The sequence below is a fragment of the Microbacterium sp. Root322 genome, assembly GCF_001425645.1.
GTDB lineage: Bacteria > Actinomycetota > Actinomycetes > Actinomycetales > Microbacteriaceae > Microbacterium > Microbacterium maritypicum.
On the sequence record NZ_LMCS01000002.1, the window covers coordinates 467611 to 480423 of the forward strand.

11 protein-coding genes and 1 tRNA gene are annotated in these 12813 nt (G+C 67.7%); 6 read left to right on the plus strand and 6 right to left on the minus strand.

Annotated elements, in window-relative coordinates; translation table 11 throughout:
* The 6 genes from ASC55_RS07045 (at window position 1) to ASC55_RS07070 (ending at window position 5819) form a co-directional block, all read left to right on the plus strand.
* Window positions 1-2565, plus strand: coding sequence for a transglycosylase domain-containing protein (locus ASC55_RS07045; protein WP_055873956.1), 2565 nt, complete (start codon window positions 1-3; stop codon window positions 2563-2565).
* Window positions 2556-3497, plus strand: coding sequence for a metallophosphoesterase (locus ASC55_RS07050; RefSeq protein WP_055873959.1), 942 nt, complete (start codon window positions 2556-2558; stop codon window positions 3495-3497). The genes ASC55_RS07045 and ASC55_RS07050 overlap by 10 nt, the downstream gene beginning before the upstream one ends.
* 55 nt (window positions 3498-3552) lie before the next feature.
* Window positions 3553-3629: transfer RNA gene (locus tag ASC55_RS07055), tRNA-Pro, on the plus strand.
* A gap of 66 nt (window positions 3630-3695) precedes the next feature.
* Window positions 3696-4172, plus strand: a complete 477-nt coding sequence (locus tag ASC55_RS07060) for a VanZ family protein (protein WP_055865306.1) — start codon at window positions 3696-3698, stop codon at window positions 4170-4172.
* Window positions 4169-4924 carry an HAD-IIB family hydrolase gene (locus ASC55_RS07065; RefSeq protein ID WP_055873963.1) on the plus strand — a complete coding sequence of 252 codons (756 nt, stop codon included), beginning with the start codon at window positions 4169-4171 and terminating at the stop codon, window positions 4922-4924. The genes ASC55_RS07060 and ASC55_RS07065 overlap by 4 nt, the downstream gene beginning before the upstream one ends.
* A gap of 52 nt (window positions 4925-4976) precedes the next feature.
* Window positions 4977-5819 (plus strand): DUF1295 domain-containing protein, encoded by an 843-nt coding sequence (locus tag ASC55_RS07070; protein WP_055873966.1) that lies wholly within the window; start codon window positions 4977-4979, stop codon window positions 5817-5819.
* A gap of 43 nt (window positions 5820-5862) precedes the next feature.
* Here the strand turns inward: ASC55_RS07070 and ASC55_RS07075 are convergent, their stop codons facing one another.
* From ASC55_RS07075 to ASC55_RS07100, 6 genes are all read right to left on the minus strand, one after another.
* Complete coding sequence (locus ASC55_RS07075) at window positions 5863-7122, minus strand: alpha-hydroxy acid oxidase (protein ID WP_055873970.1); 1260 nt, start codon at window positions 7120-7122, stop codon at window positions 5863-5865.
* A gap of 10 nt (window positions 7123-7132) precedes the next feature.
* Complete coding sequence (locus ASC55_RS07080) at window positions 7133-7855, minus strand: FadR/GntR family transcriptional regulator (RefSeq protein WP_055873973.1); 723 nt, start codon at window positions 7853-7855, stop codon at window positions 7133-7135.
* Window positions 7856-8016: 161 nt separating this feature from the next.
* Complete coding sequence (locus tag ASC55_RS07085; RefSeq protein ID WP_055865320.1) at window positions 8017-8670, minus strand: thymidine kinase; 654 nt, start codon at window positions 8668-8670, stop codon at window positions 8017-8019.
* 9 nt (window positions 8671-8679) lie between these two features.
* Window positions 8680-10152, minus strand: coding sequence for a malate:quinone oxidoreductase (locus ASC55_RS07090; RefSeq protein ID WP_055865323.1), 1473 nt, complete (start codon window positions 10150-10152; stop codon window positions 8680-8682).
* 83 nt (window positions 10153-10235) lie between these two features.
* Window positions 10236-11306 (minus strand): aspartate-semialdehyde dehydrogenase, encoded by a 1071-nt coding sequence (locus ASC55_RS07095; RefSeq protein WP_055865326.1) that lies wholly within the window; start codon window positions 11304-11306, stop codon window positions 10236-10238.
* A 181-nt stretch (window positions 11307-11487) separates the two neighbouring features.
* Window positions 11488-12768, minus strand: coding sequence for an aspartate kinase (locus ASC55_RS07100; protein ID WP_031205603.1), 1281 nt, complete (start codon window positions 12766-12768; stop codon window positions 11488-11490).
* Window positions 12769-12813 lie beyond the last annotated feature (45 nt).

The window sequence follows — 12813 nt, forward strand, 5'->3', positions numbered from 1 at the left end:
ATGCCCCAAAAGAATCGCACGGTGAGAGGCGTGCTCGGCGGTCTCGTCGGGCTCGTCGGTCTGAGCGCCGTCGCCGGTCTCCTCGTCACGGCCAGCGTCACCCCGGTGCTCGCGATGACCGGCCTCGCAGGCACCCAGGCTCTCACCCTCTTCGATCAGCTCCCCGAGAGCCTCGACCCGAGCACGCCGATGGAGCAGTCGACGATCTACGCGACCGCCCCGGACGGTTCGACGGTCGAGCTCGCCTCGTTCTACGAGCAGAACCGCGTCCCGGTCACCTACGAGCAGGTCTCCCCGAACCTGTACGACGCGATCCTCTCGAGTGAGGACAAGAACTTCTACAGCCATGGCGGCGTGAACATCGGCGCCACGGTGAAGGCTCTCGTCGACAACGTGCGCGGAACGTCCAGCCGCGGCGCTTCGACGATCAGCCAGCAGTACGTGAAGAACGTGCTCATCCAGAAGTGCGAGCAGGAGGTCGACACGACCTCCGACACCTACTCCGAAGATCTCCAGCAGTGCTGGCTCGACGCGACCAACGCGACAGGGAGCAAGGGCATCGAGCGCAAGCTGCAGGAGATGCGGTACGCGATCCAGATCGAGAAGGACTTCTCGAAGAACGACATCCTGCTCGGGTACCTGAACATCGCCAACTTCGGTGGCACCGTGTACGGCATCGAGGCCGCAGCGAACTACTACTTCTCGACGACGGCGGCGAACCTCACGGTCGCGCAGTCGGCGACGCTCGCCGGCATCGTGCAGAACCCCAACACCTACCGCATCGACAAGGCGGAACAGGGCACGATCACGAACGCCGAGGGCGTCGCGCTGAACAACGCCGCTGACGGCTACGCGCTCACGAAGGACCGCCGCCACTACGTGCTCGGTCGCATGCTCGCCGACGGCAAGATCACGCAGGCGCAGTACGACGAGGCCGACGCCTCGGACATCGCGCCGGCCCTGAATCCTCCGACCCAGGGCTGCGCGTCCGCTGGGGCCAGCGCATACTTCTGCCAGTACGTGAAGTCGATCGTGCTGAATGACGAGGCCTTCGGCAAGACCCAGCAGGAGCGGACGGATCTGCTCCGCCGCGGCGGTCTGAAGATCTACACCACGCTCGACTACCGTATCCAGACCCCCGCCGCCGAGAAGATGGCAGAGGTCGTTCCCGCGAACGCCGACAACGCTTACTTCGGCGCTGCCGGCGTCTCGGTCGAGGTCGGCACCGGTCGCATCCTCTCCATGACGCAGAACACGCTGTTCACCGAGACTCCCACCGACGACCAGGCCTATTCGTCGCTGGTGTTCGCCGGCGACAGGGAGCACGGCAACTCCGGCGGCTTCCAGGTCGGCTCGACCTACAAGCTCTTCACCCTGATCGACTGGCTCGAGAAGGGGCACTCCGTCAACGAGGTTCTCAACGGAAGCGTGCAGACGAACCTGAAGATCCCCGTCTGCGGCGCAAAGCAGAACGCCAACACGAAGGAGATCGGCAACTTCGGCGGCGGTGGCGGTGGAACCGGGTCCGTGCTGAGCTTCACGAAGAACTCGCTCAACAGTGGTTACTTCGCGATGGCGTCGAAGCTCGACATCTGCGACATCAACAAGGTCGCCGACCGTATGGGTGTCACGCTGGCGAACGGCGGCAAGGTCACCGACGAGAACGTGCCCTTCGACGTGCTCGGCCCGAAGAACATCTCGCCCCTCGCGATGGCGAACGCCTACGCGACCGTCGCCAGCGGCGGCACGTACTGCACGCCGCGCGCGATCGATCGCGTCGTCGGCCCCGACGGTCAGGAGCGCGAACTGCCCGCCTCCTCGTGCACCGAGGGCGTGATCTCTCCCGAGGTCGCAGCGACCGCTGCCTTCGCACTGCAGAGCGTGATGGGTGGCGGCGGCACCGGTGCCCGGGCCAACACCAACGACGGCACGCCGCTGATCGGCAAGACCGGAACGCACGACACCTGGTCGACCATGATGATCGAGTCCAGCACCAAGGTCGCCACGGCGGTCTGGGCCGGTCGCTGGCAGGGTCAGGAGAACATCTACCGCAAGAGGGCCAACGGCTGGAACCTCAACGACATGCGTTACCCGGTGGCACAGGCCGCACAGGCCGCAGCCAATGCCGCCTACCCGGGAGGTGCCTTCCCGAAGCCCGATGGCAAGCTGACCCGCCAGCAGCTGGCGACCGTTCCGAGCGTCGTGGGCAAGTCGGTGGAGGAGGCGACCGCGATCCTGACGGACGCGGGCTTCCAGGTCTCCGTCGGAGGGGCCGTCGACAGCGATCTCGCCGCCGGTCTCGTCGCAGCTCAAGATCCCAACGGGGAAGCTGCGACCGGCGCGACCGTCACCCTCACGACGAGCAACGGGCAGGGCACGACCGTTCCCGCGAATCTCGTCGGGATGTCGAGAGCCCAGGCCTCTGCCGCGCTCGGTGCCGCAGGATTCACGAACATCGAGTTCGACAACTCCTGCAATCCACCGACCTCCGTCGTGGGCAGTTCCGACCCGGCTCCCGGCACCGCGGCCAGCAAGTCCACGTCCGTCCGTGTGACGTGCCAGTAGTCGCACGCCGCGCCGCACACCCGGCCCTCGTCGCGCTCGGCGCGGTGGGGGCCGTGGGTGCGGCGGCCGCGATCTGGGGCATCGGCATCGAGAGGTACCTCTTCACGGTGCGGGAGGCCACGGCGAAGGCGCTCCCGTCCGGCTCCGCGCCGCTGCGCATCCTGCACATCTCCGATGCGCACATGGCGCCGTGGCAGCACCGCAAACAGGACTGGCTCGCCTCCCTCGCTGAGTTGAAGCCCGACCTCATCGTGAACACCGGAGACAACCTCGGCCACGAGAACGGCCTGGAAGGCATCCGACGCGCTTTCGACCCGCTCGCGGGCATCCCCGGCGTCTTCGTGCACGGATCGAACGACGTCGCCGCGCCGTCGCCGCGCAACCCGTTTCGCTATTTCCTCGGACCGTCCAAGAAGCACCACAAGCCGGAGCTTCTGGACACCGACGCGATGGACCGCTACTTCACGGACGAGCTCGGCTGGACCGACCTGAACAACGCGGCGGCGCGGCTGCGCATCGCCGGCGCCGAGGTCGACCTCTTCGGCGTCAATGACGCCCACCGCGACTGGGACCGGCTGGATGAGCTTCCCGACGCCATCGCCGCTCTCGGGGCCCGCGAGTCCACGACTCCGGTGCTCGGGGTCACACACGCGCCCTATCAGCGCGTGCTCAACGGCTTCACCGATCTCGGAGCCGACGCGATCCTCGGTGGCCACACGCACGGCGGTCAGGTCTGCCTCCCGGGATTCGGCGCGCTCGTGGCGAACTGCGACATCCCCCTCAAGCAAGCCAAGGGCCTGAGCACGTGGTCGCACGGCGACCGCACCGTGCCACTCAACGTCAGCGCAGGCTGCGGACACTCCATCTACGCCCCCGTGCGCTTCGCGTGTCGGCCCGAGGCGACGCTGCTCACGCTGACCGCGCGGGACTGATCCTGCCTCGATTCGGCGCAGAGAGCATTTCCCTGTAGACTCGGAGGGTTGCAAACGGGGTGTGGCGCAGCTTGGTAGCGCGCTTCGTTCGGGACGAAGAGGTCGCAGGTTCAAATCCTGTCACCCCGACCAGTGACACCGGAAGGCCGCCCTCAGGGGCGGCCTTCTCTGTATCGGGATCGCGCACGAAGGGAACGCATGAGCTCTCTGCTCCCGCCGCCGCGCCGCTTCACACGTGCCTGGGCCCTCGTCCTCGGCATCCCTTTCCTGATCGGCCTGGCCGCTCTCACCCTCACGCCCTCCCGGGTCGAGGAGACCATGCCGAACCTGCTCGATGTCGTGCTCACCACAGCCCATCGTCTCGGCTGGGAATCGCTCGACTTCACCCGCCTCGAGATCATCGCGAACGTGCTCGTGTTCGTGCCGGTCGGCATCCTCGCCTTCCTGCTCCTCCCCCGTCGGGTGTGGTTCCTCGCGCTCCTGGTCGGCCCCGTGCTTTCGGCGGCGATCGAGACGGCGCAGCGCGTGGCGCTCCCCCACCGTGCGGCGACGGTGAACGACGTCGTGGCCAACTCCACGGGCGCGATCCTCGGGGTCGCCCTCGCTGTCGTGGTCACTCTGCTCGTCGCCCCGCGTTCCTCCCAGCGTCCACCTTCTAGGCTGGAGACATCATGACCGCGCCCACACTCGTCGCCTTCGACCTCGATGACACGCTCGCTCCCTCGAAGGGTCTGATCGACCCGCGAATCGCCACTCTTCTGCGCGCCCTCCTGCGCACGGTCGACGTCGCCATCATCTCGGGTGGCAACGAGGCCCAGTTCCGCTCGCAGGTGGTGTCACGCCTCGGCGACGCCGACCCCGCGGATCTCGCGCGTCTGCACCTGCTGCCCACGTGCGGCACCCGCTACCTCCGCCACGACGGCACCGACTTCATGCCGGTCTACGCCCACGACCTCAGCGACGCCGAGAAGCAGGCCGCGCTGACGGCCCTGCGCGAAGAGGCCGTACGGCTCGGACTCTGGGAGGCCGAGCCGTGGGGTGAGATCCTCGAAGACCGCGGTTCGCAGATCACTTTCTCGGCGCTGGGACAGAGCGCCCCGCGCGAAGCGAAGCATGACTGGGACCCGACGGGGGCCAAGCGCGGTGCGCTGCGCGATGCGGTCGCTGCACGTCTTCCCGGTCTCGAGGTGCGCTCGGGCGGCTCGACCTCGATCGACATCACCCAGGCCGGCATCGACAAGGCCTTCGGGATGCGGCAGCTCGCCGCCCGCACGGGCATAGCGCTGACGGACATGCTCTTCTACGGCGACCGGCTCGACGAGGGCGGCAACGACTACCCCGTGCTCGCGATCGGTGTGCCCTCGGTGGCTGTGGAGGGCTGGGAAGACACCGCCGACAAGCTCGACGCCCTTCTGCTCACGCTCTGACCTGAGCAGTGTCGTGCAGCGCGACACGGCAGCAGGGTCCTAGCATGGCGTCATGGATGCCCTGCTGATCGTCATCATCGTCGCCGCGGTCACCAGTGCTGCCTGCTGGGCGCTCTCCCTGATCACCCGAGACACATCCTGGGTCGACCGCGCATGGTCGATCGTGCCGGTTGTCTACGTCTGGATCTTCGTCGCCGGGGCCTTCGTGAACGGCGAAGGCTCCGCCCGTGTGGTCGTGATGGGAGTGCTCGCCACCGCGTGGGGCGCACGCCTGACCTTCAACTTCGCCCGCAAGGGCGGCTACACGGGGATGGAGGACTACCGGTGGGCCATCCTGCGGGGACGGATGCGCCCCTGGCAGTTCCAGATCTTCAACGTGCTGTTCATCATCTGCTACCAGATGGCGCTGCTCGTGCTCATCACGCTCCCCGCCGCCGTCGCCGCGCAGAATCCCTCCGCCCTCACCGGGTGGGATGCGCTGTTCATCGCCGCGTTCGTCGCCTTCCTGGTCGGGGAGACCGTCGCCGACCAGCAGCAGTGGCGATTCCATCAGCGCAAGAAGGAGGCGGGCGGCACTCTCGCACCCGGCTTCGCCACGACGGGCCTGTTCCGCTACAGCCGGCACCCGAACTTCTTCTTCGAACAGGCGCAGTGGTGGGCCTTCTATGCGATCGGCGCGACCGCGGCGGTCACCGGCGGCGCCGGTGTCATCGGAGGGGTGCTGAACCCCACCATCGTCGGCCCCGCCCTGCTCACGGTGCTGTTCATCGGGTCGACGATCTTCACCGAGTCGATCACCGCGTCGAAGTACCCGGCCTACGCCGACTACCGCCGCACGACGTCGATGCTGGTGCCGTGGCCCCCGCGCGCACGAGCGGTGGCCACGCAGTCCTGAGACCGCAGAGCCACCGCGCGCGCGGGATCGAACGAGCGGGGTCTCAGCGCACGCGAGCCTCGGCGGCAGCCCGGGCGACCGGGACCAGACGGGTCAGCTGCGTCACGTGCGCGGGCTCGAGCTCGGCGAGGGAGGCGACCCCCAGCAGGCGCATCGTGCGCTCGATCTCGGTGCGCAGGATCGCGATCGTCCGGTCGACGCCCTGACGCCCACCCGCCATCAGCCCGTAGAGGTACGCCCGTCCGATCAGGGTGAAGTCCGCTCCGAGGGCCACGGCCGCGACGATGTCCGCGCCGTTCATGATGCCGGTGTCGATCATGACGGTGAAGTCGTCGCCGACGGCCTTGCGCACCTCGGGGAGCAGGTGGAAAGGGATCGGCGCACGGTCGAGCTGGCGTCCTCCGTGGTTGGAGAGCACGATGCCGTCGACACCCGCATCACGCAGACGCACAGAGTCCTCGACGTTCTGCACGCCCTTGATCACGATCTTGCCGGGCCAGATGTCGCGGATGACCGCGAGGTCGTCGTAGCTGATCGTCGGGTCCATCGCCGCGTCCAGCAGCTCGCCGACCGTGCCGCCCGTGGTGCTGAGAGACGCGAACTCGAGCTTCGGGGTGGTGAGGAAGTCGTACCACCACCAGGGCCGCGGGATCGCATTGATGATCGTGCCGAGGGTGAGCTGCGGCGGGATGCTGAACCCGTTGCGCTTGTCGCGCAGGCGGGCACCGGCGACGGGGGTGTCCACCGTGAACTGCAGGGTGTCGAACCCCGAGGCGGCCGCACGACGGGTGAGCTCATACGAGATCTCGCGATCGCGCATGACGTAGAGCTGGAACCAGTTGCGCCCGTGCGGGTTGGCGGCCTTCACACCCTCGATCGACGTGGTGCCGAGCGTCGAGAGCGTGAACGGGATGCCGGCTGCCGCCGCGGCGCCCGCACCCGCGGTCTCCCCCTCGGTCTGCATCAGACGTGTGAATCCGGTGGGCGCGATTCCGAACGGCAGGGCAGAAGGCCCGCCGAGAATCTCGACGCTCGTGTCGACCGTGGGCGCCGGGCGCAGGATGCCGGGGTGGAACTCCACATCCTGGAACGCCTGGCGCGCGCGAGTGAGGGAAAGCTCGCCTTCGGCCGCCCCGTCGGTGTAGTCGAAGGCGGCCTTGGGCGTGCGCCGCTTGGCGATGAGACGCAGATCGTCGATCGTGAGGGCACCCTCCAGACGCCGCTTGCGCCCGTCGAGTTCGGGCTTCTTGAACTTCATCAGCTCGAGGAGCTCGACGGGGTTCGGGAACTGGCGCTGCACCATGATGTGCCTCTCAGGTCTGGGGGTGGGTGTCACGGGTGAGCCCCGCGGACGTGTAGTAGCCGGTGATGTGGGTGTGGACCAGCGCGCGCGCGGCATCGACGTCGGCGGCATCGATGGCGGCGACGAGGGCGCGGTGCTCGGAGCGGAGACGAGTCGCCATCGCTTCCCAGTCCGGGATCGCGGAGACTCCCGCCTGCACATAGGACTCGATCGAGGAACGAAGACCCGCCATCATCGCGGCGATGACCGTGTTGCCGCTGGCTTCGGCGAGGGAGAGATGCAGCTGAGCGTCGAGGGCGAGGAACTCCGCCGGGGCGAGGCCTCGAGCATCCATCGCCTCGAGCAGTTCGTGGGCGCGGCTCGTGTCGCGGTCGGACGCCGCAGCCAGCACCTGGACGACCGCGTCTTCGAGCACCAGACGTGTGCGTACGACATCGTCCAGAGGGAAGCCCTGAGCCGCGACCTGCAGCCGCAACAGCGCCGACATGCCCCCGGTGGGCGTGGCGATGACGATGGCGCCCGACTGCGGGCCTGAGCCGGTCGCGGTGCGGATGAGTCCCATCACCTCGAGGACGCGGAACGCCTCCCGAACACTGGATCGGCCGACGCCGAGCTCGGTGGCCAGATCACGCTCGGAGGGCAGCCGGTCGCCCGGGCCGAGGCGGGCATCGAGGAGGTCGCGTTCGATGTGCTCGAGCACGAGTCGCCATGCGCGCGCCGGCTGTTCCGCCATCGATCCTCCTGTGGTCTGACCACAGAGTATCGCCTGTGGTCAGACCACGCAAACAGGCGCGGAAAGACGCCGCCCCTCGCGGGAAGCACGCGGGAGTCTCCTTCACCGCGCGCGACGAAAGGCGCTCTTCCTGGAGCGTGGAGAGGGAGCCGTGCGGCGTCTCAGCCCAGGCGCCCGCCGGACTCTTCGAGGTAGCAGGTGCCGCACAGCGACTCATAGGTGGTCAGCTCGGGCGAGGCCGAGCCGGTGGCGCCCTCGTCGATCGCGACCTGGTCGCCGTCGAACACGAAACGCCCGCCGACCACGCGACCGTTGAACACGGCCTTGCGTCCGCAGCGGCAGATGGTCTTGAGCTCCTCGAGAGAGTGCGCGATCGCGAGCAGGCGCGCGGACCCGGGGAACGCGTGCGTGAGGAAGTCGTTGCGGATGCCGTACGCGATGACCGGGATCCCATCGACCACCGCGATGCGGAAGAGGTCGTCGACCTGCGACGGCGTGAGGAACTGCGCCTCATCGATCAGCAGGCAGGCCACGTCGATCGGGCCTTCGGGGAGCAGCTCGTCATCCGACGTGTGCTGCATGCGTCCTCGATGAGTGGCGAAGATCACGCGGGCATCGTCGTCGGGAGCGATGAGGAAATCGACCTGGCGCGTCACGCCCAGTCGACTCTCGATCTCTGACGCTCCTTTGGTGTCGATCGCCGGCTTCGCCAGCAGCACCCGCTGTCCGCGCTCTTCGTAGTTGTAGGCGGCCTGCAGCAATGCCGTCGACTTGCCCGAGTTCATCGCGCCGTAGCGGAAGTAGAGCTTCGCCACGGTGCCGGCTCAGACGTTGATGCCGAGTGCGGCTGCGGTCGCTTCGGTCGACTTCTCCGCGAGTGCCGCGTCCTCGTTCAGCTTCTCGCCGAAGGTGGGGATCAGCGCGCGCAGCTCAGGCTCCCAGCCCGGGTACTCCGCGGGGAAGCACTTCTTGAGCAGGTCGAGCATGATCGGGACGGCGGTCGAGGCACCGGGAGAGGCGCCCAGCAGACCGGCGATCGACCCATCAGACGCGGCGACGACCTCGGTGCCGAACTGCAGGATGCCACCCTTCTTCGGGTCCTTCTTCATGACCTGAGCACGCTGCCCGGCGTCGATGAGGGTCCAGTCCTCATCCTTCGCGGTCGGCATGAAGGTGCGCAAGCTGTCGACCTTCTTGGCGTGGTTCTTCAGCAGCTCGCTGACGAGGTAGGTGATGAGGTCGGGGTTCTTCACCGCCACCTGCAGCATCGGCAGCAGGTTGTGCGGGCGCACCTGGGTGACGATGTCGAGCATCGACCCGTTCTTCAGGAACTTGGGGCTGAAGGTCGCGAACGGCCCGAACATGAGCGAGGCCTCGCCGTCGACGACGCGGGTGTCGAGGTGCGGGACCGACATGGGCGGAGCACCGACGGACGCCTGCGAGTACACCTTCGCCTTGTGCTGAGCGACGACGGTCGGGTTCGTGGTCTTGAGGAACTGTCCGCCGATGGGGAAGACTCCGTAGCCCTTGATCTCGGGGATACCGGAGTTCTGCAGCAGCTTGAGCGCCCAGCCGCCGGCCCCGACGAACACGAAGCGCGCCTTGACCTCGTTCGGGGTGTGCCCGATGCGGTTGCGGTACTTGACCAGCCAGGTGCCGTCCTTCTGCTTCTTCAGGCTGCGCACCTCGTGGTTCGTGCGCAGCGTGACGCCGGAGTCGGTCAGGTGGTCGAAGAGCTGGTTGGTGAGGGCACCGAAGTCGACGTCGGTGCCGGCGGGGACGCGGGTCGCGGCGAACGGCTCACCCTTGACGCGCTGCTGCATGAGCAGCGGCGCCCACTTGTTGATGACGCGGGAGTCCTCGCTGTACTCGATACCGGCGAACAGCGGCTGCTTCTTGAGCACCTCGTAGCGGTTCCTGAGGTACGCGACATCCTTCTCACCGCGCACGAACGTCATGTGCGGCGTCGCGTTGATGAAGGTCGACGGCGCGTCGAGCACACCCTTCTCCACGAGCGACGACCAGAACTGACGGCTCTGCTGGAACTGCTCGTTGATCGAGACCGCCTTGGCCGGGTCGAGCGGAGCGTCTCCCTGCTGCGGCATGTAGTTCAACTCGCACAGCGCAGCGTGCCCCGTGCCGGCGTTGTTCCACGGATTCGAGCTCTCCTGAGCCACCTCGGAGAGTCGCTCGAAGGCGACGATCTTCCACTCCGGCTGCAGCTCGTGCAGGAGAGTACCCAGGGTGGCGCTCATGATGCCACCGCCGATCAGGACGACATCGACGTTTTCAGTCACCGAACCAGTCTAGTTCGCGGGCGCGTCGTCGCAGACCATGCGGACCTGCTGCGCCAGACCGCTTCCGCATCGCGGGCATACCGTCAGGCTATGACCGCCAGGCGCTCCGCCAGGATCTCGGCGATCTGCACGGCGTTCAGCGCGGCGCCCTTGCGCAGGTTGTCGTTGCTCAGGAAGAGCACGAGTCCCTTACCCTCGGGTGCGGACTGGTCGGCGCGGATGCGACCGACGAAGCTCGGGTCCTTGCCGGCAGCCTGCAGCGGCGTGGGAACCTCGTCGAGGACGACACCGGGGGCCGCGCTCAGCACCTCCCTGGCACGCTCGGGAGTGATGTCACGCGCGAACTCGACGTTGATCGAGAGCGAGTGGCCGGTGAAGACCGGGACCCGCACGCAGGTGCCGGCCACGCGGAGGCCGGGGAGTTCGAGGATCTTGCGGCTCTCGTTGCGGAGCTTCTTCTCCTCGTCGGTCTCGTTGTCGCCGTCGTCGACCAGGTTGCCGGCGAAGGGGATCACGTCGAAGGCGATCGGGGCGATGTACTTCTCGGGTTCGGGGAAATCGACCGCGGATCCGTCGTGCACGAGACGGAGGGTGTCCCCCTGGGCGAGCACACCCTCGACCTGGCCGAGCAGCTCCTGAGCGCCGGCGAGTCCCGAGCCGGAGACGGCCTGGTAGGTGGACACGATCAGACGCTCGAGGCCGGCCTCGGCGTGCAGCGCCTTCAGCACCGGCATCGCCGCCATCGTGGTGCAGTTCGGGTTCGCGATGATGCCCTTGGGGCGCTCGTCGATCGCGTGCGGGTTGACCTCGCTGACCACGAGCGGAACCTCGGGGTCCATGCGCCAGGCGCTGGAGTTGTCGACGACCACGGCACCGGCAGCGGCGAAGCGCGGCGCATAGGCGCGGCTCGCCGTGGCTCCCGCCGAGAACAGGGCGATGTCGATGCCCGTGGCATCCGCCGTCTCGACGTCTTCGACGATCACGGTCGCACCACCGAACTCGATGGCCGTGCCGGCGGAGCGAGCGGAGGAGAACAGCCGCAGGTCGCGGATCGGGAACGACCGCTCGGCGAGAATCTCGCGCATGACGGTGCCCACCTGGCCGGTGGCGCCGACGATGGCGACGGAGAGTCCTGATTCGGAGATGCGGGTCATGATGTTCCTTGGCGTCGTGCGGTACTGCGTACGAGGCTTCGGGCGCGGCGTCGGGGTGCTGAGGCTGCGCCTGGCGCCGGTGTCAGGGTTTCGGTGAGTCTACCGTGCCCCCGACAGGCCGCCGGCCCTGCGCTGCCGGCTCTCGCACGGTCGGCAGGAAAACGGCGGCGAGCGGCAGAGATCAGCGGCCGGTGCCGGCGTGGACCGTGGCCTCGGCGTCGCCGTCGAGCCCGTAGGCGGTGTGCACGGTGCGTGCGGCCTCGGTCAGGTCAGTGTCGCGCAGCACCACGGAGATGCGGATCTCGGAGGTCGAGATCATCTCGATGTTGATGCCGCCGGCCGACAGCGCCTCGAAGAGGGTGGCGGAGACGCCCGAATGCGTGCGCATCCCCGCACCGACGACGGAGAGCTTGCCGATCTGATCGTCGTGGATCAGGTTCTGGAATCCGACCTCGGTCTGCTCACCGGCGAGGGCCTTGAGAGCTCCCGCCGCATCGGCCTTGGGCACCGTGAAGGAGATGTCGGTGCGTCCGGTGGCAGAGACGTTCTGCACGATCATGTCGACGTTCGCGCCCGACTTGGCGACGATCTTGAAGATCTCGGCAGCCTTGCCCGGCACGTCGGGCACACCCGCGACCGTGATCTTGGCCTGGCTGAAGTCGGTGGCGACACCGGCGACGATCGGTTCTTCCATGACTGCTCCCTCGGCTTCGCGGGGGTTCTTCATACCCTCGCCCAGAACGTATGTGCCCTCGGCCGACGAGAAGGTCGACCGAGCGTGAATGAGGACGCCGTGACGGCGCGCGTACTCGACGGCGCGGATGTACAGCACCTTGGCGCCGTTGGCGGCGAGCTCGAGCATCTCCTCGCTGGAGACATGATCGAGCTTCTGAGCCTTGGGGATCACGCGCGGATCGGCGGTGAAGATGCCGTCGACATCGCTGTAGATCTCGCACACGTCGGCGTCGAGCGCAGCGGCGAGGGCGACGGCCGTGGTGTCGGAGCCACCACGGCCGAGCGTGGTGATGTCGCGGGTGTCGCGGTTGAAGCCCTGGAACCCGGCGACGATCACGATCGCCCCCTCGTCGAGGGCTTCACGCAACCGCACGGGAGTGACGTCGACGATGCGAGCGGCCCCGTGCTGGGAGTCGGTGATCATGCCCGCCTGGCTGCCCGTGAAGGAGCGCGCTTCGAACCCCATCGAGTGGATCGCCATGGCCAGCAGCGCCATCGAGATGCGCTCTCCGCTGGAGAGGAGCATGTCGAGCTCGCGCGGGGCGGGGATCGGTGCGACCTCGTTCGCGAGGTCGAGCAGCTCGTCGGTGGTGTCGCCCATCGCGCTCACGGCGACGACCACGTCGTGGCCTGCACGACGCGTGTCGACGATGCGCTTGGCGACGCGTTTGATGCTCTCTGCGTCGGCGACGGACGAGCCGCCGTACTTCTGCACGATGAGGGCCACGATCACTCCCTGGGATGACGGGCGGATCCGCCCACGCTCATTCTA